Below are 18,220 nucleotides of genomic sequence, written 5' to 3'. Positions count from 1 at the left end.
TTAAAATCCTATCTTTATCTGTTTTAGCATGATCTTTATCTCGGCTATGAATAAAACCGTAAATAAAACCGCAAAGAGCGCAAACGAGATCATTATGTTCGTTCCCGCTAGGCTCGTAGCCGCGACGCCCACCGGCATAAGATCTTGTATCGCCCACGGCTGGCGCCCTACTTCGGCCACGATCCAGCCCGCCTCGCACGCGACGTATCCCAGAGGAATGCTAAAGACGCAAAGCCATAGAATTTTCTTGTATTCGGCGAGATTCTTTCGCATCGCCAAAAATAGCGTCACGAAAAATAGCAAGATAAAATAGCTTCCCAAAGCCACCATCACGTGGAAGCTGTAAAAGGTAAGCGTCACGGGAGGGACGATCTGCTTCGCGTCGTCAAAGTAGCCGTAGCCTAAATTTTGCATATTTTGGTTGCCGAGTAAAATTTCGCGCGCCTGCTGCATCGCCGCAGTATCATTGGCGTCTTTGGCGAGCTTGTAATCCTTTAGCGCTTGCAGGGCGATTTTGCCTTTTTCTATCTTTTTATCCGCGCCTTCGATGCCGATTTTTTCATTTCCGAATACCAAATCATCGATGCCCGGCGTGAAATTATCAAGCCCTCTCGTAGCCATCAGCCCTAGCGCGTAAGGTGCTTTAATCTCAAACAAAAACGGCTCCTTATCGTCTCCCGCGGTTTTGCTCGGATTTAAAACTCCCGCCGCGACGATGCCTGCATTTACTTCGCCCTTATACAGACCCTCCATCGCCGCAAGCTTCATCGGCTGCTTTTGCGCGACCTGATAGGCGCTCTCGTCGCCGCTAAATAGCACGAAAAGCGAGCTTAGCATACCGAAGCTTGCCGCTACGATGAAGCTTTTTTTAGCAATCGCGAAGTCTTTGTTTTTTAGCATATAAAACGCCGAAATTCCAAGCACGAAAAGCGCCGCGGTAATATAGCCGCCGCCGACGGTATGCAAAAATTTAGCCACTCCGAAGTGAGACAGCGCGATATCTAAAAAATTACTCATCTCGTTGCGCATCGTATCAGGATTAAAGCTCGTACCCACTGGGTTTTGCATCCAAGCATTCGCGATTAAGATCCAATACGCGCTTAAATTTGATCCGATCGCCACGAGCCAGGTTGAAAGAAGATGAAATTTCTTGCTTACGCGGTCCCAGCCGAAGAACATTACCGCAAAAAAGGTAGCCTCCAAGAAAAACGCCAGCAAGCCCTCGATCGCAAGCGGCGCGCCGAAGATGTCGCCCACGAACCAGCTATAATTCGCCCAGTTGGTGCCGAACTCAAACTCCATTATGATGCCGGTCGCGACGCCGATGGCGAAATTTATACCGAAAAGGCGCAGCCAAAATTTAGTGATCTTGAGCCACTCCTGCTTACCGGTCGCGACATATAGGCTCTCCATAAACGCCACGATAAAGCTAAGCCCCAGCGTTAGGGGCACGAAAAGAAAGTGATAAAGTGCCGTGAGTGCGAACTGCGCCCTCGACCAATCCACGCTAGCAAGCTCTTGCATTCCTACTCCTTAGTCAAATTTTTATAGATGAAATCGATTTTTTCTTGATCGGTTTTAAATTTAGAATCCAAGTTTTCGTTGAAAATGAAAAATTTAAGTAGCACAAAAATTATAAATAGCTTGATCAAAATCACCGCCCATAGCGTTTTGCCAAGCTTCATCGAAGCAAATCCGTGCGCGTAAAATTTTAAAATTTTGCCGAAAAACATCAAATTTTAACCTTTAGCAATTATTAGTTTATATTTTTTATTGTATAACAATTAATTAAAATTTAGCTTTAAATTTTGAAATTTTGGTAGCAATTTTATCTTTTTAATAAATGAGTTTTTGCGCCACCACACTTAAATAAAGTTTATACCGCATAATTCGCAACCGATCGCATTTTACTTAAACTGCACAAAATTTTAGTTTAGATTCGTCGTAAAATTTTAGAATAGAACATCCAAGAAACGAGCAGAAAAATGCGCGAGACTTTACCAAGCATCTTTATGCCTAATTCGTAGCAATTTTAAACAGAATTTTTTGTAGACAAATTAGGCTCGGCTGAAAGCAAACGTAAAAATTTTGAGGCTAAACGCCCGAATTACACGATATAAAATTTAAGAACGTATAATTAACTCGGCGCAAAATCTAAAGCATTTCGTTAAACTGGACGTATAATTAAAAGCCTAAGAGCCGATTTAGCGTAAATTTGCAGCATGGCTCATCAGCGATACAATCTCTGCTAAGTCGAATTTGCCGCTGAAAAAGAGATTGAAAGCAAGCGCGCCCTGATTTATCAGCATCTCCTTGCCGTCTTTTGCAGGCAAATTTTTTGCGCGCGCGGCTTGTAAAAACGGAGTCTGTTTGCCGTAGATCGCATCAAAGGCGAATTTTGCGCGGGATAAAATTTCATCTATTACCCCCTCGGGCGCTGGTAGCGCGTCATCTTTGAGACCTGCGCCGGTGGCATTGACGATCAGATCGTAATCTTTAAATTTGAAATTTTCATAGGTAAAAAATTCCTCGCAGCCGAAGTCAAAATCTTTTACGCTGCGGTTTAGGATGTCAAATTTCACGCCGTTTTTGCCTAGCGCGTAGCCGATCGCTCGCGTCGTGCCGCCCGCACCTAAAATAAGCGCATTGCGAATCTCACCAAAGCCCAAAATCGCGCAGAAAAAGCCTTGCGCATCGGTGTTAAAGCCGTGCAGTGCGCTGCCTTTTAGCACCAGCGTGTTTACCGAGCCGATCTTCTGCGCCGCCTCGCTTAGGACGTCGCAGGCTTTGAGCGCGTCGAGCTTAAAAGGCACGGTTACGTTCGCACCCGTAAGCCTTAAAGCTTCAAATTTAGCTCGCAGCTCCTCGCCGTGCCGCAGCAAAACTCGCCCATAGTAGGCGTCCAGCTCCAAAAATTTTATGGCGTAATTATGAAGTAGCGGCGAGAGAGAGTGGGCGATCGGGTTACCGAAAACCGCAAATCTGTCCACTATTTCACTCGGTAGATATACGCTCCGCTATTGATGCTGCGCATATCGCTAAGTGCCTTTTGTAGCGCCTCGCCCTCAAAAGGTCCAACTAAAATTTTAGTTACGCTCTTGCTGCCGACGTGAGTTTGCAGAGCGATCGGATTATAGCCTTTTTTAGTGATTTTTTTAGTGTCAGACCCGTTTGGATCGTAGGCATTTGATGCGAAAACCTGCACATAACTGCCGTTTGCCACGCTGGTGCTGGTGCTCTTTGCTGCAACGCCGGCTTTTACGCTCTCGCTTTTAGACTCCGGCTTGCTAGCTTCTTTTTTAGGCTCGGACTTAGCAGGCTCTTTCTTGGTCTCAGCTTTAACATGTTCCTTTTTAGCTTCCGTTTTTGAAGACTCTTTTTTAACTTCTATTTTTGCTTGTTTTTCAGGTTCTTTTTTAGGCTCTACTTTTTGCTCGACTTTTCTAATTTCGGTTTTAGAAGGCTCTTTTTTCACCTCGTCTTTTGCAGGCTCTTTTTTAGGCTCTGGCTTTTTTAGGTCCGTTTTTTCAAGTTTTTTAGCTTCGTCTTTGGGCTCAACCTTTTTACTTTCTATTTTAACTTCAGATTTTTTTGGCTCTTCTTTGATTTCGGGCTTTTGGATTTCTACTTTCTGTGCTTCAGGCTGAGCGCTTGCAACAACCTTACTTTCGGAATTAGGCTCTTGGGTTTTTATCTCTACTTTGGTTGGAGCTGCAGATGCTGCATTGGGTTCTGATTTCACTTCTACAGGCTCAGGCTGCGAAGGCTCGGGTTTTTGAACTTGCACGGCAGGCTTTTGCTCCGCTTTGGCAAGATCTTCTTCACTAGGCATAGTAAGACCTGCATTGGTGTCAATATCGTCTTTATTAATAGCCTTCATTATGATTAAAATGATTAAGAATAAAACTACGACGCCGGCTGCAACGGTAAGACCCTTTTTAAAATTTGCGTTCTTATCGACATTGCCGCTATTTATCACTATATCGTCTATGCTGCTCATATCGAAATTTTTGTCGTTCATACTCTCTCCTAAGATTATTATTTACTTTGTAAATTCTACCACGCAAAATTTACGAAATAAATAATTCGGGTAAGCTTACCCGAATTTATTAAATTTAATACATCGCGCGATCGTAGATGATAAAGCGGTGCGCCAAATCCCGCACTTCCTCCTTAACTTGCGCCTGAAGCTTGGAATTTGAGATGTCGCTTAGCACGTCGGCGATTTTATTTCCGATAAACTCAAATTCTTTCTCCTTCATGCCACGTGCCGTAAGTGCGGGACTGCCGACGCGGATACCGCTGGTGACGAACGGGCTGCGCGTCTCGCCCGGCACGGTATTTTTATTCGTCGTAATGCCTGCATTTTCAAGCGCGGCGCTAGCGTCCTTGCCGCTAAAATCTCTATTTAAAAAGCTCATTAAAATCAGATGGTTATCAGTGCCGCCGCTAACGAGATCAAAGCCGCGCTTAACCAGCGTTTCGCCCAAAACTCTAGCGTTTGCCTTGACCTGCTTGGCATAGAGCTTCCACTCGGGGCTTAGATTGTGTTTAAAGCCCACCGCTTTAGCGGCGATGACGTGCATTAGCGGGCCACCTTGAATACCTGGGAAGATCGCTGAGTTGATCTTTTTAGCAAATTCTTCGTCGTTGGTCATTATAATGCCACCGCGCGGACCACGAAGCGTTTTATGCGTTGTCGAGCTTACGACGTGGCAGTGCGGAAACGGATTAGTATGTTCGCCCGCAACGACGAGCCCAGCGACATGCGCTACGTCGGCGAAAAGAAACGCACCCACGCTATCAGCGATCTGCCTAAATTTGGCGAAATCTATCTCGCGCGTATAGGCGCTCGCACCGCAAACGATCATCTTTGGTTTTACGATCTGAGCGATCTCAAGCACCTTATCGTAGTTTATGCGGCCGTCGAGCTCCACGCCGTACTCGAAGCTCTCATACATCTTTCCGCTGCTTGAGACCTTCGCACCGTGCGTCAAATGGCCGCCGTGGCTAAGCGACATACCTAAAATTTTATCGCCAGGTTTCAAAAATGCGGCATAGACGCCTTGGTTGGCTTGGCTGCCGCTGTTTGGCTGGACGTTTGCAAACTCACAGCCGAAGAGCTTTTTGCAGCGATCGATCGCGATCTGCTCGATCTCATCTACAAACTCGCAGCCGCCGTAGTAGCGCTTGCCGGGATAGCCCTCGGCGTATTTGTTCGTTAGCACCGAGCCCATCGCCTCCATCACCTCGGGATAGGTAAAATTTTCGCTCGCGATCATCTCCAAATAATCGCACTGACGGGCAAGCTCTTTGTTGGTTAAACTAAAAATTTCATTATCGAATTTTTCTAAATTTGACACGTTCACTCCTTCTCTAAATTTAGCGGCCTCATCGCGGGGAATAAAATCACGTCGCGGATCGATTTTTTATTCAGCAAAATCATCGCCAAGCGATCGATTCCAAGCCCCCAGCCGGTAGTCGGCGGCATCGCGTAGCTAAGCGCGCGGACGTAATCCTCGTCCATCTCGTGAGCTTCGTCGTCGCCCGCGTTTTTGGCGTCGATTTGCGCCTTAAATCTGGTGTATTGATCGAGCGGATCGTTCAGCTCATTAAAGGCATTGGCTAGCTCTTTACCTGCGATATAGAGCTCAAATCTCTCGGCTATCTGCGGATTTTCGTCGCTTCTGCGCGAAAGCGGGCTGATCGAGATCGGAAAATCCACGATGAAGGTCGGATTTATGAGCTTAGCTTCTACGTAATTATCAAAAAGTTCGCTCTGCAGATGGCCTAGATCGAGCTTTTCATTGACTTCAAATTTATCGGCTTTGAGTTTGGCGATGATCTTTTCGCGATCATTTACGATCTGAGGCTCGATGCCGCCTATCTGAGTAAGCGCGTCGAGATACTTTATGCGCGCAAAAGGCTTTGAAAAATCGATCTCGCGCTCATCGTAAGTTAAAATTTCGCCCAGCCCGAGCCTCTTAAATAGCGCTTTAAATAGCTCCTCGGTTAGGTTCATCGCGTCGTTATAATCATGCCACGCCCAGTAGAATTCTATGCTAGTAAATTCCGGATTGTGCGTCAGATCCATACCTTCGTTGCGGAAGTTTCGATTGATCTCAAAGACCGCCTCCATGCCACCTACTACGAGGCGCTTGAGATACAGCTCCGGCGCGATACGCAAGTAGCGATCGACGTCTAGGGCGTTGTGGTGCGTGATGAAGGGCTTAGCGTTCGCGCCGCCCGCGATAGGGTGCATCATCGGCGTTTCGACCTCTAAAAATCCGTGTTTTTCAAAAAAGCTGCGGATCTCGCTAACGACGACCGAGCGCTTGATAAAATCCTCGCGAATCTCTGGGTTCATTATCATATCGAGGTATCTTTGGCGGTAGCGCATCTCGATATCGACAAGACCGTGAAATTTCTCCGGAAGCGGCGAAATCGCCTTAGACGCGAGCATTATTTTGCTGGCATGGATCGAAAACTCGCCCGTTTGGGTGACGAAAGCATATCCGCGCACCAAAATTATATCGCCTACTTCGAGATTTTTCTTAAATTTAGCGTAATCCTCCTCGCCGATGCTATCGCGAGAGTAATAAATTTGAATATTGCCGCTTTGATCTTCTATGTTTGCGAAGGTGGATTTGCCCGCGACGCGCTTTAGCTTTAGCCGCCCGGCGAGGCTTACCTCCTCGCTCGCTTTTTTATCCTCGGTATCTTTGATGTAGCCGAATTTCTCTTTAAACTCGGCTATGCTCATATCTTTTTTTAGAAAGTGCGGATAGGGATTAGCCCCCAAATTCCGAAGTTCCGACGCCTTGTCTATCCTTTGGATTTCTAACTGGCTATCAAACAATCTACTTCCTTTTTGCCGCGCATTCAGGGCAAATTCCATACAGCTGCATCATGTGCCCCGTAAGCGTAAATCCGTGCTCTTTAGCGACGGCAAGCTGTTTGCGCTCGATAGTGGCGTCTTGAAATTCTATGATCTTATTGCAGCTTTTGCAGATTAGATGGTCGTGGTGAGGCTTGTTGGCAAGCTCAAATTTCTTGCCCTGTGCGCCAAATGAGATCGACGTCGCCATGCCCGAATCCTCAAGCAAATTTAAGGTGCGATACACCGTCGCTATGCCTACGTTTAGTTCCGGAAATTTCGCTTTGATCTCGTTGTGAAGCGCCTCAGGTGTAAAGTGTTTGTTATTGTTATAAAGCGTGCGGAGCAAAACCTCGCGCTGCTTGGTATATTTTAGACCGCTAGCGGCAAGCGCCTTTTTAAACTCAACAATTAGAGCGTCAAACTCTAAATTTTCGATTTTTGCATTCATAATTTTGTCCTTTCTGTAGAATTTACTTCTGAACTGGCGTTAAAATCGCTAGGTTCAGTGCTTTGATTTTGATCCGAGTTCATACGAGCAGTAGAATTTTGATCTTTTAAGAGCTTATCATCCATCTTAGAACCGATAGAATCCAAGCTTTGTTTGATCTTCGGATCGTCTTTGAGATTTAAAATCCAATTTCCTATTTTTAAAAAAATCGGCGCAGTTTTGCTGCTTTCAAAATACTTTTTGGTCTGTTCATTCATCGACATAGGACCGCTTGCAAGCGTAACGATAACTGCAAAAATCAAGAAAATTTTACTTACGCTAAACACGAACCCGCCGATCTTATCGACAAATCCGAGTCCGCTCCATTTAAAGAATTTTGAAATGATTTCGCCTATAATCAGACACGAGATCCATACGCCAAAAAGCACAGCGATAAAGCCGATGAGAACCTGCGTCGTATCGCCTGAAAGCACGCCGTTTGCATTCTGTAAAGCTGGAATTTTTGCTGCAATCCACTCGCCTGCCATAGTTTTATAACGCATCGCGGCAAAAAGACCGCCGATGAGACCCAAAATTCCAAAAATTTCTTTTACAATGCCATTAGTGATGCCGCGCAATCCGAAGAGCACTACGAGTACTAAACAGCCGACGTCGAACCAATTAATACCTTCCATCAAGCACCCACCACACCTATTAGCTCTTGTAGGTTAGTCGAGTACCTAAACGCCGTGTCTTTTGAAATTTGATTTGCACGGATCGCTTTAACCATCGCTTGAGTTTGAGTTATCATACCGGTAGATTGCTGATTTAGCTGCATTTGAGAGTAAATCTGATGTACCTTGTTTTCTCGGATTAGATTCGCTACGGCATTGTTATTTAGCAAAATTTCATGGATCGCGATACGTCCACCGCCAAGCTTCGGCAAAAGCGATTGCGAAATGACCGCGGTAAGTGATACGGAGAGCATATTTCGCACTTGGAGCTGCTCGCCGCCATCAAAGCTATCAATAATACGGTTGATCGTCTGCATCGCGGAGTTGGTGTGTAGCGTACCAAATACCAAGTGACCGGTCTCTGCAGCGGTAATGGCAATCGAGATAGTCTCTCTATCGCGCATCTCACCAACTAGGATAATGTCCGGGTCCTCACGCAAGGCAAATTTTAACGCATTAGCGTAGGAATGGGTATCGGTGCCGATATTTCTGTGAGAGAAAAGCGCTTTTTTATTGGTATGGACGAACTCGACCGGATCTTCAACGGTGATGATGTGCTTGCGCTCTTTTTCGTTGATCTCGTTTAGCATCGCGGCAAGAGTAGTTGATTTACCGCTACCCGTAGGTCCGGTAACCAAAATCATGCCTTTTTCGTGCTTAACTACCTCTTTAAAAATCGTAGGGGCTTTTAAATCGTCCAGGCTAGGAATATCGATAGGAATAATACGAAATGCGGCAGCCAAATCGCCGTTCATAGTGTAGTAGTAATTACCACGGAAGCGTCCGATATTAGGAAGCTCGATCGCAAAGTCAAGCTCTTTATTTTCCTCGAGCGCACTTTTTTGCGCATCGGTAATGAGCGCGTAGCAGATATACTCGATATCCGTGCCCTTAAGCGGATCCATGGCAAGTGGGCGCAATGTTCCGTCGATACGTATTTGAGGCGCCGAGCGCGAAACTAAGTGAAGGTCGCTCGCTTTGTTAAAAACGACGGTTTTTAGTAGGGTTTCGATATCTACTAAATTTCTTTGAACTTCTTCCATAAAATTCCTTTCAATCTATGATTTTCGGTACTACGAAGTAGCCGCCTTCGGACTGCGGAGCATGCTTTAAGACGCTTTCTGCGACGTCGCTTTTGCGTGGGATATCTTTGCGAAACGGAGTACCGCCTTTTAGCGTAGTGATAGCCGCCTCGCCACTTTGTAAATCCAGCTCATTTAGAATTTCTACAAAATCTACAATATTATTTAATTGCCCTTTAAATTCTTCTCGCTTAGCATCTGGAATTTTAAGAGCAGATAGCCTTTCCAGCTTACTTAGCAAGACGTCGTCTATTATCATAACTTTCCTTTTTCTGATAAATGCGACATTATATCATAAAAATTCTTTATCTTAGGCGGTATTTAAAATTTTTTATGCTACAATTACGCCGATTTTCTCAAATAAAGGACTGAATTTTGGCTTTAAAAGACGACATCGAAGGCGTGAAAAAAGAGATCGGCACAGAAGAGCAGTTTCTAGAAAGCGTCATAAAAAGTGAAATTTTCGTAAAAAAATACAAAAAGCCGCTGATATTTTTGGCTGCGGTTTTGATCGTAGCATTTATCGGATATTACGCAAATGAATTTCTAAGCGATCGCCGCATAGCAAGTGCTAATGCGATCTATGACGAGCTGCTTAACAAGCGCGATGACGCTAAGCTAGCCGAGCTTAAGCAAAAAGATATAAATCTATACGCTCTTTATATTTTGCAAAACGGCTCTGCAGACGAGCGAGCGGCGCTAGAAAATGCCCAAGGCATCGATGTTATGCTAAAAGAGATAATAAATCTACAAAACGGCAAGCAAGGCGGAGTGCTACTCACCGATTACGATTCTTTGCTCAAAGGCTACGACCTACTAAAAGAGGGCAAAATCGAACAAGCTCACGCAGAGCTAGATAAAATTCCACTCAACTCGCCAGTTCGTCAAATCGCACTTGCTTTGAAACACTATGGAGGCAATAAATAATGAAAAAAACGCTGATATTTACGCTTTTACTATCGTTTTTATTTTTAGGCTGCTCGACGAAGCGCCAGTATTTCGAACCTAGCGACGAAAACATCACAGGCGATATGAAATTTAACGGCTCGCTGCCGTCGGAAATCGTAGCGGTTAGTAAAGATGGTGCTACGCTAAAAGACGGCGAAGTCATCTCTAAAAACGGGTTGGTGAAAAATTTCAAAGTCTTAAAAAGTGAGAAATTTTTAGGCGAATATGACGGAAATTTCGTCGTAACCGACATCAATGGCACGCTTAAAGTAGTTGGTAGCACAGGTGCCGTAAAATTTGAAAAAGCCCTCGGCAGACAAGCGCTCAGTGCAAATATACGCGGCGATGATTTGGCTTTAGTGATGAGTGATGATTCGATTATGCTTATCAAGCTAAGCTCGGGCGCAGTGGTACTCGATCATAAAGTAGGCGATGCATTCGCAATCGATTCGCGCGTAGCGTCACCGCTATTTATCAACCAACTTATCGCTTATCCTGCGTTAGACGGACTAGTCAGCATCGCAGAAAACGTAGGCGGGCGCTCGGCACGTGATTTCGTCGTAAGCAATCAGCCGTTTTTTAACAACATTATCGCCTTAGAAAACAAGGGCGATAACCTTTATGCTGTGACCGCCACTAGGCTAATGCTGGTAAGTCCTGCGGGCAATAAAAATCATAACGTAGACATCAAAGACGTGATTTTTAGCGGCGATAGAATTTATCTTTTCTTAAAAGACGGCAAAGTCGAGCTACTGGATCGCGGGCTAAATTTACTCAAATCGCGCAAATTTACCTTCGCGCAGTTTAGCGGTGCGCTGCTTAGCGGCGGTTATCTGTATATCATCGAGCGTAACGGCTACGTGATCCGCACCGACGAAAATTTAGAAGGCCAGGCGATCTACGAGCTAAATGGCGAGTTCGAGGATAAGTCTTTTATCGCAGGCAGCTCGTTTTACTACGACGATAAAATTTTAAATTTTGATGCTAGATAAAATTTCAAAACTCTGCGTTCGCGAAGGGCTTCTGCTTCAAAAATTTCAAACGCTGGATATCGCTAGCTTCACGCGTTCGCGCTCATACGGCGCGTATTTCGGCGTGGATCTAAAAAGCTACAACGTGCTTTTATTTATGCGCGACGCAAAATCCCGCTTTGTGATGCGCGACGCGGAATTTCTACTCTCGCTCGCAAGCGACATTAGCGCAAGCCTAGGCAAGGTCGTCAAAAAGCGCGTGCTGTTTTACAACTCGCAAATGTGCTCCAAAAGCGCGAAATTTTTAAAAGAAAATGGATTTAGCCTCTATGCTTTTGTGTGACGTAGGAAATTCCAGGGTTAAATTTTATAAAGGCGGCGTAACGCAAAGTATGCCCGTAGCGGAGTTTATGAGGTACGAGCCCAAGGAGCGAATTTTTTTCATTAGCGTCAATGATAGCGTGAAAAAAAAGCTGAAAAACCCTCTGTTTGTCGATCTGGCACCGCACTTTGAGCTAAAAACCGCCTACCGCGGGCTTGGGATCGACCGCATAGCGGCGTGCTCGGCGGTGACGACGGGCGTAGTCGTCGACGCTGGCAGCGCGATCACCGTGGATTTGATGTTTAGAAGCTCACACCTAGGCGGATTTATAATGCCTGGTATCGGCACGCTTTTAAAGTCGTTCGCAAGCATCGCGCCGGTGCTGGACGTGACGCTTTCAACCAATATCGATCTGGATCCGCTGCCGCAAAAGACCGTAAGCGCCGTAAACTACGGGATTTTAAAGCCGATAGTGCTTGCGATCGAAAATATCGCGGGAAATAATAAAATTTACTTCACGGGCGGCGACGGAGCCTATCTGATGCGGTATTTTCGCAACTCGATCTATGAAAAGGATCTGATCTTTAAATCGATGGTAAGCCTGATCGCAAAAAAGGGGCTCGCATGATAACCATAGCGCTACCAAAAGGCCGCATAGCCGACGATACGCTCAAAATTTTCAAAACCATCTTCGGGCTTGATTTTGCCTTCGAGGATCGCAAACTCATAATGCAAGAGGGGGATTTTAAATTCCTCTACGTCCGCAACCAAGATATCCCTACTTACGTTATGGGAGGCGCGGCGGATATCGGCGTAGTGGGGCTTGACGTGCTTGAGGAGCATCGCCCGGACGTGCTTACACTGCTCGATCTTAAAATCGGAAAATGCCGCGTCTGTGTGGGCGTGCATGCGGGCACCCAGCTAAACTACGGCGCTCCGAGCCTAAAAATCGCTACGAAAATGCCTAACATCACTCGCGAGTACTTCGCCTCCAAGGCCGTCGCCGTAAATATCATCAAACTCTACGGCTCTATCGAGCTAGCCCCGCTCATAGGGCTTGCCGACGCTATCGTCGATGTCGTAGAGACCGGCGCTACGATGAAACAAAACGGGCTACAGCCCGCAGAAACCATAATGCAAAGCTCCGCGCACCTTATCGCCAACAAAAACAGTTTCGTGCTAAAACGCGATGAAATTTTAAATTTAAGAGATAAACTAGCCCGCACGATCGCGTAAATGCTTGCTTGCCCCGCCACGCAGTGCTTACGGTAGGCGCGGCGCACTCCCGCAAATCATTATTGCCCGTTTCGGCGCTGTCGTTTAAAAACTGCCGTTGCAGATAGAATTTTTTGGCAGCAACCACACCGCTTAAATTTAAACGAGCTTGTAAATTTGATTTATCAAGAGGTAGGGTATTTTGCCTAGCCGCACAGCATGAAATTTTAAAATTTATCGCTATGAAATTCTAAATTTAGCCCTAAATTTACAGCTCGCGAAATTTCAAAATACAAAACTCCACGGCGCAGAATTTCAAAATTCTAAAATCCCGCTTCACAATTTCACGTCGTAAAATTTAAAATTCTCGCGAACTCTAAATTTGAGCTCAAATTCCAGCGGCTTGGAAACGGCAGAATTTCTGAATTTCAACTCGCTAAATTTCACCGCTCAAAATCGTGCAAAATTTAATCGGCGCTACTCTTTAAGCATAGGAAGCAGCTTGCGCAAAAATTAAGATGCTAGCCGTCCGCATCGCAGCGACGTAGAACTCCACAAGCCCCGCGTGCAAGACGATCCCTGGCTGCAGCGACATTTGAAAAACTACTTCATAAGGCTTACAAAGCCCGCACAAGCAGCATTATCACCTATATTTTCGGGCAGGACAAACACGCTTAGCGCGAGCAATATATACAGCTCGAAAAATTTCAAATACAGCCGTTTAACAATTTTGATAAATTTTGGATTTAAGACAGGTTGCATCCCGGCGCCTGGCTCGGCTCGAGCCCAGTCCGCGCTAGCCTGATTTTTTCGGGCACCGTTTGCTCGCCAGCTTTGTTTCGGATTTTTTCTGCGCGTCTTAAGTCAGTTTTTGTGTGCTTTACTAAATTTGCTCGGCGAAATTTTACCGCGATAAAATTTTACGTAGTAAAACTATGCCTAAAATTTCAAATCCGCTAAAGTTTAAAATTTTAAAGCTGCGCGGAGATTCGCCGAAGTAAGGCTTCGCAAAAATTTAGCTCAAAATTTAAAAACGCTCATGCCGTTTATCATGCAACAGGTAGGCTAGCGTAACAATACAAAATTCATACTCTACCGAGAACGGCGAGCTGTTATTGCGGCAACTCAAACGGCATGCTACCAAGCCTTACCGACGCAATAAAGCAGGAAGCGGTCTATGTGTATGAAATTTGTGGCAGATAAAATTCCACCGCGATAAACACAATAAATTTAGATATTACGGATGATCTGCGTAATTACGATTCTTATGTGTCGCATCGTAAATTTTGCGCGTGGCAAGCTTTGAGCCGAAAATATTGTCGTCTCTTATCGCGGTCGCGCCAAAAAACCATGACTGTTTGCGACGCCAAAAGCTACTTACGTGCAAAGCGAACAAGAATAAAATTTTACCAACCTGGCGCGACGAAAGAGCCGCACCTACGCCGCTATGATTTCACGTACCTTTTCGGTAAAGCTATCGCTCACGATGTATTCGGTCGGATAAACTAGCACCTCGCTACCGTTGCGGATCCGCAGAATCAGCCGCTTGGTGTTTTTTAGCGCCGTATCGCAAAAGGCGAGATGGTAAATTTTATAAATTTTCTCGCGACTTAGCTCGCCTAAGCTTAGCTCAAACTCGAAATCCTGCGCGTTTTTGCGCTGCGTCTCGCGCTCTTTGCGCGCCTTAAGGGCGGGGTCCTCCGCAGCAAACCCTCCCCTTCGCTCCGCGAAATTTCCTCCGCCAAAGCTGCCACTTCGTTCGCCGCCGGAGCCGGAATGACTGCCGTTAAAGCCTCCGCGCTCCCTACCGCCAAAGCCTCGTACCTTGCTAGGCGCGTAGCCGTCGATGTTTTGCGCGGCATCTAGAGTTAAAATTTCATCCAGATAAATTTGAAATTTCCCGCCGTAAGGGGATGTATTTTTGCTAAGCCGCGCCCAAAACGCCATCGGGCGCTCCAACTCCGCGTCCGTTAGCGCAGTGACCGCATCACAAATATCGCCGAATGCGCTCATCTCGAAGCTGCCCGCAAGATCAAGCACCGTGAGATTTGCCATCTGCTTGCCCGATTTAGTCGTGCGCGCAAAGACGTTTTCGATCTTGCCGACGCACAAAATTTTAACGCTCGCATCCTCGTCGCCCACCAGTTCGTCGAATTCGTTCGATTTAGTATGTGTAATCGCTCCAAGCTGCGCGGCATAGGCCTTGAGTGGATTCTCGCTCAAAAATACTCCCGCGCGCGGACGGAAGCTCGCATCGCGGGCGTTTTGCAGGCTCATCATCGAAAGAAACGACAGCTGATACGCCGCGCCGCCGACTGCGCTTTTTGAAATTTTGATCATAAAGGCGTACGGGCGCTCCCGCTCCTGCGAGCTTAAGTTTTCGATCGCCTTTAGCGCGTTATCGAACACCGCGAGCTCGAAGCTGCCGTGCAGATCAAGCACGTTTAAAATCCCCATTTTTTTGCCCGTTTTCGTCATGCGCGTGGACAGATCCTCGATCCGCCCCACGCTAAGTACCTCGGCGCTATCGCCCTCAATCTCGCTAAACGCCGAGGATAGCGTGTAGTCGATGCCTTCCATCTCCCCTTTGTAATCATCTAGCGGATGCCCCGAGAGATACACGCCCACGGTCTGCTGCTCAAATTTTAAAATTTCGCCCTGCGGAAATTCCTTATCGGTATCTACGAAGCTTACGCTCATGCCGCTCGTCATATCCTCATCCTCGCCAAAAAGCGAGCTTGCGGCGTCCTTTTTAATCTCGGTGATCTTTTTCATCACGTCTAGGATATTTTCCATATTTTGAATCATCGCCAGGCGACTCTTACCCAGACAATCCATCGCGCCTGCATAGATCAGCGACTCGATGACCTTTTTATTGACGCGGAAATTATCCACGCGCGAAGCAAAATCGTCGATGCTTTGAAATTTAGCCTCGCTTTGAAGCTCTAAGATATTCTCGATCGCGGCACCGCCCACCCCCTTGATCGCGCCTAGGCCGTAGATGATCGAGGTGCCCGATTTGGAATTTTCGTCGTCCACGACGCTAAAGCCTCTTAAACTTTGATTGATCGACGGCGGCAAAAGCCCGATACCTAGGCGGCTCGCCTCGTCGATATATTTTGAAATTTTATCGGTGTTGCCCTCCTCCGAAGTAAGCAACGCCGCCATAAACTCCGCCGGATAGTAGGTCTTAAGATAGGCCGTTTGAAAAGTGATCATCGAATACGCCGCGGCGTGAGATTTGTTAAAGCCGTAGGAGGCAAATTTCATAATCAGATCAAATAACTCATCCGCCTTAGCTACGTCAAAGCCCAGCTCTTTGGCGCCGCTTAGATACTGCTCGCGCATGTGAGCGAGCTTCTTTTCATCCTTTTTACCCATCGCGCGGCGCACCAGATCGGCATCGCCCAAGCTAAAGCCGCCCACCTTCTGCACGATCTGCATGACCTGCTCTTGATAGACGATGATGCCGTATGTTGGCTCTAAAATTTCTTTTAGCTCAGGGAAGATATAGCTAGCTTTTAGCTCGCCGTGTTTGATCCTGATAAAATCGGGGATTAGATCCATCGGTCCCGGGCGGTAGAGTGAGATCATCGCGATGATATCCTCGAAGCGGTCGGGGCGCAGGTTCATCGCCAGATCCTGCATGCCCGCGCCCTCGATTTGGAAAATCCCTAGCGTGTTACCGCTTTGAATCGTTTTGTAAGTGCGTGGATCGTTAAAGTCTATCTCCTCCCAAACTATGTCGCGATTATAGCGGCGCTTGACGAGCTTGATGGCGTTATCGATCACATCGAGGTTTTTAAGGCCAAGGAAGTCAAATTTTATCAGATCGATGTCCTCGAGATAGTTTTTGGTGTATTGCGTTACTAGGCGCGCATCCTCGCCCTTATCCTGCTTAAATAGCGGCGCTTTGTTCCACAGCGGCTCATTTGAGATCACCACTCCCGCGGCATGCATGCCTGCGTTGCGATTGAGCCCTTCGAGATCTAGCGCAAATTCCCAAACCTGCTGTGCGATCGGATCTGCGTCGATAAATTCCTTCAGCTTCGGCTCGGCGTCGTAAGCCTGCTTGAGCGTGATGCCGAGCTTATCGGGGATCAGCTTTGCCATCTTATCGGCTTGTGAAAGCGGCATGTCGCAGACGCGAGCCACGTCGCGGATGACGCCGCGCGCGAGCAGCTTACCGAAGGTCGCAACCTGCGCGACGTTAAATTTGCCGTACTGATCGATGACGTAGTCGATCACCTCGCCTCTGCGCGCCTGGCAAAAATCCACGTCGATATCGGGCATCGAGATACGCGACGGATTTAAAAATCGCTCGAAAAGCAGATTGTACGGGATCGGATCGAGGTCGGTAATGCGAAGTGCATACGCGCAGATGCTGCCTGCCGCAGAGCCGCGACCGGGGCCTACGGGGATATCGTGATCCTTCGCCCAGTTGATGAAATCCTGCACGATGACCATATAGCCAGAAAAATGCATATTTTTGATAATGGCAAGCTCCTTTTCCAGGCGCTCGCGATAAATTTCATGATTCTGCGGATCGATAAATTTAAGACGCTCTTTAAGCCCTTCGCGGCAGAGATGATCGAATAAAAAATCGTCGTTTGCAAAGCTATAGCGCTCCGAGGGCTGCGGCAGCGAAAGCCCGAGCCTATCGGCGTATTCGATCGTAAATTTAAAATTCGGCGGTGTGGGCGCATAGTCCTTCTCGTCGAAGGCAAATTTGAGATTGCACTTATCTACGATCTCGGCGGTATTTTCGATCACTTCGGGGATGTCCGCGAAAAGCCGCCTCATCTCCTCGTCGCTTTTTACGTAAAATTCCGAAACGACGTGTTTTAGGCGGTCGCCGTCGTTGATCGTCTTGCCCATCGAGATGCACTGATAGACGTCGTGGGCCTTGGCACGGTCCTTGCGCGCATAGTGAGCGTCGTTGGTAGCGATGATCTTGACGCCGATTTCGCGCGAGAGGCGGATGAGGTCTTTATCGACGTTTAACTGCTCGCCGATGCCGTGTCGCATGATCTCGAGGTAAAAATCCTCGCCGAAAATTTCCTTATACTCAAGCGCCGCTTTTTTCGCCGCTTCGTAGCCGCCCGCACCGCGCTTTAAATTTCGCTCGCTTCTATTTAGATGAAATTCCACCTCGCCCGCTAGGCACGCCGAGGAGCAGATGAGCCCCTCGCTGTGCTCTTTTAAAATTTTTTTGTTGATCCTCGGGTAGTAATAGAAGCCGTCCAGAAACGCGCGCGAGCTAAGATACATTAAATTTTTGTAGCCCGTCTCGTTTTTGGCAAGCAGTATCAAGTGGTAGCGCTGGCGGTCGCTTTTATCGCCGATGTCATCATGGTTGTGCAGGTAGGTCTCGATGCCGATGATCGGCTTGATACCGTGCTTTTTCATCGTCTGATAAAAGTCTATCGCGCCGAACATATTGCCGTGGTCAGTGATCGCGCACGCCTTGGTACCGCGGCTCTGTAAAAGCTCGGCGAGCTCGCTTACTTTATTCGCGCCGTCTAGCAGCGAATACTCGGTGTGAAGGTGCAGGTGGGTATAGTCGCTCATTTTGATCCTTTTTTCGGTTGAAGCGATTATATTAAATTCGGGCTTTAGAAACGGTCAAATTTAATGGAAT

The 18,220-nt window shown here is 46.9% G+C and carries 17 protein-coding genes; 5 read left to right on the top strand and 12 right to left on the bottom strand.

Annotated elements, in window-relative coordinates; all coding sequences use genetic code 11:
* The 10 genes from Q0101_RS04040 to gatC form a co-directional block, all read right to left on the bottom strand.
* Complete coding sequence (locus Q0101_RS04040; protein ID WP_297942589.1) at window positions 1-1,524, bottom strand: cytochrome ubiquinol oxidase subunit I; 1,524 nt, start codon at window positions 1,522-1,524, stop codon at window positions 1-3.
* A gap of 2 nt (window positions 1,525-1,526) precedes the next feature.
* Entirely contained in the window at window positions 1,527-1,733 is a 207-nt protein-coding gene (locus Q0101_RS04035; protein WP_297881812.1) for a DUF4492 domain-containing protein, read from the bottom strand.
* Between the two features lie 471 nt (window positions 1,734-2,204).
* Window positions 2,205-2,990: a shikimate dehydrogenase gene (locus tag Q0101_RS04030; protein WP_297881000.1), complete on the bottom strand. Its 786-nt coding sequence runs from the start codon at window positions 2,988-2,990 to the stop codon at window positions 2,205-2,207.
* Entirely contained in the window at window positions 2,990-4,021 is a 1,032-nt protein-coding gene (locus Q0101_RS04025) for a hypothetical protein (RefSeq protein ID WP_297942587.1), read from the bottom strand. The genes Q0101_RS04030 and Q0101_RS04025 overlap by 1 nt, the downstream gene beginning before the upstream one ends.
* Before the next feature lie 94 nt (window positions 4,022-4,115).
* On the bottom strand, window positions 4,116-5,363 hold the full coding sequence (locus tag Q0101_RS04020; protein WP_297942584.1) for a serine hydroxymethyltransferase: 1,248 nt from the start codon (window positions 5,361-5,363) through the stop codon (window positions 4,116-4,118).
* Between the two features lie 2 nt (window positions 5,364-5,365).
* The gene (lysS, locus tag Q0101_RS04015; RefSeq protein ID WP_297942582.1) at window positions 5,366-6,859 is read right to left on the bottom strand and encodes a lysine--tRNA ligase; all 1,494 of its coding nucleotides are present in this window, start codon (window positions 6,857-6,859) and stop codon (window positions 5,366-5,368) included.
* A gap of 1 nt (window position 6,860) precedes the next feature.
* Window positions 6,861-7,328, bottom strand: a complete 468-nt coding sequence (locus Q0101_RS04010) for a Fur family transcriptional regulator (protein ID WP_005871221.1) — start codon at window positions 7,326-7,328, stop codon at window positions 6,861-6,863.
* Window positions 7,325-8,002: a CvpA family protein gene (locus Q0101_RS04005; protein ID WP_100067315.1), complete on the bottom strand. Its 678-nt coding sequence runs from the start codon at window positions 8,000-8,002 to the stop codon at window positions 7,325-7,327. Before Q0101_RS04005 ends, Q0101_RS04010 begins: the two co-directional genes overlap by 4 nt.
* A complete protein-coding gene (locus Q0101_RS04000; protein ID WP_005871218.1) occupies window positions 8,002-9,084 on the bottom strand; it encodes a type IV pilus twitching motility protein PilT in 1,083 nt (360 codons plus the stop codon). Before Q0101_RS04000 ends, Q0101_RS04005 begins: the two co-directional genes overlap by 1 nt.
* Before the next feature lie 10 nt (window positions 9,085-9,094).
* Window positions 9,095-9,382: an Asp-tRNA(Asn)/Glu-tRNA(Gln) amidotransferase subunit GatC gene (gatC, locus tag Q0101_RS03995; RefSeq protein WP_297942577.1), complete on the bottom strand. Its 288-nt coding sequence runs from the start codon at window positions 9,380-9,382 to the stop codon at window positions 9,095-9,097.
* 116 nt (window positions 9,383-9,498) lie between these two features.
* Between gatC and Q0101_RS03990 the strand changes: the two genes are divergently transcribed.
* Genes Q0101_RS03990 through hisG form a run of 5 tightly spaced genes read left to right on the top strand, consistent with a single transcriptional unit; the run spans window position 9,499 to window position 12,600 of the window.
* Window positions 9,499-10,050: a hypothetical protein gene (locus Q0101_RS03990; RefSeq protein ID WP_297942575.1), complete on the top strand. Its 552-nt coding sequence runs from the start codon at window positions 9,499-9,501 to the stop codon at window positions 10,048-10,050.
* Window positions 10,050-11,063 (top strand): L-seryl-tRNA selenium transferase, encoded by a 1,014-nt coding sequence (locus Q0101_RS03985; protein WP_297942572.1) that lies wholly within the window; start codon window positions 10,050-10,052, stop codon window positions 11,061-11,063. Before Q0101_RS03990 ends, Q0101_RS03985 begins: the two co-directional genes overlap by 1 nt.
* Entirely contained in the window at window positions 11,050-11,385 is a 336-nt protein-coding gene (locus tag Q0101_RS03980; protein ID WP_297879852.1) for a hypothetical protein, read from the top strand. Before Q0101_RS03985 ends, Q0101_RS03980 begins: the two co-directional genes overlap by 14 nt.
* Window positions 11,372-11,992: a type III pantothenate kinase gene (locus Q0101_RS03975; protein ID WP_297942569.1), complete on the top strand. Its 621-nt coding sequence runs from the start codon at window positions 11,372-11,374 to the stop codon at window positions 11,990-11,992. Before Q0101_RS03980 ends, Q0101_RS03975 begins: the two co-directional genes overlap by 14 nt.
* Window positions 11,989-12,600 carry an ATP phosphoribosyltransferase gene (gene hisG / locus Q0101_RS03970; RefSeq protein ID WP_297924251.1) on the top strand — a complete coding sequence of 204 codons (612 nt, stop codon included), beginning with the start codon at window positions 11,989-11,991 and terminating at the stop codon, window positions 12,598-12,600. The genes Q0101_RS03975 and hisG overlap by 4 nt, the downstream gene beginning before the upstream one ends.
* A 582-nt stretch (window positions 12,601-13,182) precedes the next feature.
* On the opposite strand, the gene Q0101_RS03965 is transcribed toward hisG, so the two are convergent.
* Together Q0101_RS03965 and dnaE are read right to left on the bottom strand one after the other, a co-directional pair.
* Window positions 13,183-13,341 carry a hypothetical protein gene (locus Q0101_RS03965; RefSeq protein ID WP_297942567.1) on the bottom strand — a complete coding sequence of 53 codons (159 nt, stop codon included), beginning with the start codon at window positions 13,339-13,341 and terminating at the stop codon, window positions 13,183-13,185.
* Window positions 13,342-14,016: 675 nt separating this feature from the next.
* A complete protein-coding gene (dnaE, locus tag Q0101_RS03960; protein ID WP_297942565.1) occupies window positions 14,017-18,150 on the bottom strand; it encodes a DNA polymerase III subunit alpha in 4,134 nt (1,377 codons plus the stop codon).
* Window positions 18,151-18,220 lie beyond the last annotated feature (70 nt).

It is taken from the genome of uncultured Campylobacter sp. (genome assembly GCF_937921625.1).
GTDB lineage: Bacteria > Campylobacterota > Campylobacteria > Campylobacterales > Campylobacteraceae > Campylobacter_B.
The sequence above is the reverse complement of the archived record's forward strand: the minus strand, read 5'-3'. Positions and strand labels throughout refer to the sequence as shown.